This is a genomic window from Bathymodiolus platifrons methanotrophic gill symbiont (assembly GCF_002189065.1).
In the GTDB taxonomy this organism is placed as follows: Bacteria; Pseudomonadota; Gammaproteobacteria; order Methylococcales; family Methylomonadaceae; genus Methyloprofundus.
Window position 1 is genome coordinate 1 of the sequence record NZ_BDMN01000418.1, and the last position, 1,906, is coordinate 1,906.

At 35.6% G+C, this 1,906-nt stretch carries 2 protein-coding genes; both read right to left on the minus strand.

Annotated features, from left to right (window positions below):
- Positions 1 to 87: 87 nt before the first annotated feature.
- Entirely contained in the window at positions 88 to 837 is a 750-nt protein-coding gene (locus CDZ78_RS18555) for a Fic family protein (protein WP_087871305.1), read from the minus strand.
- Positions 838 to 1,195: 358 nt separating this feature from the next.
- Positions 1,196 to 1,882: an IS6 family transposase gene (locus tag CDZ78_RS18560; protein WP_087871205.1), complete on the minus strand. Its 687-nt coding sequence runs from the start codon at positions 1,880 to 1,882 to the stop codon at positions 1,196 to 1,198.
- Positions 1,883 to 1,906 lie beyond the last annotated feature (24 nt).

The following is a 1,906-nucleotide window of genomic DNA, read 5'->3' on the forward strand; positions in this document are numbered from 1 at the left end:
CTGAGGAAAATATGCCTGCTTATAAGCAGTTTATGGCTTTAGCAGGATAGTTATGCCTGAAGACCAGGAGGTCTGCGCTTTTGATAATTATTGCGACAGAACCAGCCCTCTCGATATAGACCATAAACCTGAAGCCCCTATTCCTGCCTTCAACCCCATTGCATGACTCATTAACCTACAAACTCTGCCATTCCCATCTAAAAACGGATGAATATACGCAAGTCTATGATGCGCTGAAGCAATTGCCATAATTTGACTACTTCCTCCTGTTGCTTGACTATAACGATCTTCAAAAAAACGCATAAAGTCTAAAACGTATTGACCCCTAGGAGGAATATGCCGACCCACAATAACATTATGTTCATTCGTTGATCTAAAGCTGCCTGCCTCCATTAAAATACTTCTATCATCACTTTTAATGGTTAACATCTCTTCCGTCGCATTGTTATAAAACTCTTTATGCAACCATAAAATAAATTCAATAGAAGTTGGATTAGCAAGCTTTCCATGCATGTACATCTGATCTATTTTACTTTGAACCTCAATATGAGCTAACGCTTCAAATTGTAAATTTATTTTCTCATCATCTTCAAAATCACTATTAAGTGCTCTTTCTATATCCTGAAGCTTTGTATTATGTCCTTCAATAAGGTTTGAATAATAACAGTTCATTGTCCTGACAATGGATGATAAGCTTTCAGCTGTTTTAGGATTTAACCAAGCACTTAAAACTGATGACTTCCCAACAAGATCAATGACTAAATCTGACGTTTTTGTTGGGATATTTTCACCAAATAGACAAGGCTCTATTCGTGTTGCTGACTCATTATTTTTCATGCCGATTTATTTTATACATAAAATATTAATATATAAAGTTTATTATATCTTATTTATTATTTTTTGCCGATCATCATGCATGATCTTATTATGTAGCATAACCAACTGATTTATATTTACTATCTATGATTATTTATAGCATTTTTGCCGATATCTAATTTCTACATAAAAAAACACTAAAAGTTGTTCTTTTATTATCTTAGTGTATCTTTATTTTATCGCTACCGCTCCTGTCAAAATACGGCTCTTTTCTCTAAACGCATTAATCACATAAAGCTTATCAACTCCGAAATCAGTTAACTTAAAGGTTCTGTCGCAAAAGTTTATTGTGCGCATAAAAACCTGCCATAACCGGTCTTTATGCGGCTAATGAATAAAACTGTCCTGCAGGAGACAAGCCATCTCCTCCGATCATTTGCCCTTTTTTGATCATTTTCATTAGCTCAATACCTGCTAATGTTTTTTGAGCACTATAGAAGTTTTTAAAGCCCAGCATAGGTCGAGTGATTCGTTTAATATTCCTATGATCCTGTTCGATAATATTATTTAAATATTTACATTGCCTGATGACAATAGGATCCACTTTAGGGGCTTCCGAGTTTTCCTTGTTGATGCTCTTAAGAGCTGCTTTATTTGAACCACTTTTATCTATATTGACTAATTCAGGCAGACCATTTCTCTTAATGGCTTTCTTAAAAAATCGCTTGGCTGCTTTCATATCACGCTTTGCAGTGAGTAAAAAGTCAATGGTGTTGCCTTCTTTATCAACTGCTCGATAAAAATATTTCCACTCTCCTTTGACTTTAATATAGGTTTCATCCATCCGCCACCGCCCACACACAGGACGCTTCTTTTTGTGAAATTCTTTCTCTAATTTAGGCGCATACGTGATAACCCAGCGGTTAAGTGTACTGTGGTCAACATGGTAGCCTCGTTCTTCCGCTATTTCTTCAAGATTGCGATAACTGAGTGGGTAAGCCAAGTACCATCTGACATTTAGGAGAATGATCTCTTTTTCAAAGTGGCGCCATTTAAAACTAAGCATTTGAGAATTCCTAATATAGAAAAT

Coding starts and splice junctions, on each gene's coding strand:
- CDZ78_RS18555 (WP_087871305.1), bottom strand. CDS start 837: ATGAAAAATAATGAGTCAGCAACACGAATAGAGCCTTGTCTATTTGGT.
- CDZ78_RS18560 (WP_087871205.1), bottom strand. CDS start 1,882: ATGCTTAGTTTTAAATGGCGCCACTTTGAAAAAGAGATCATTCTCCTA.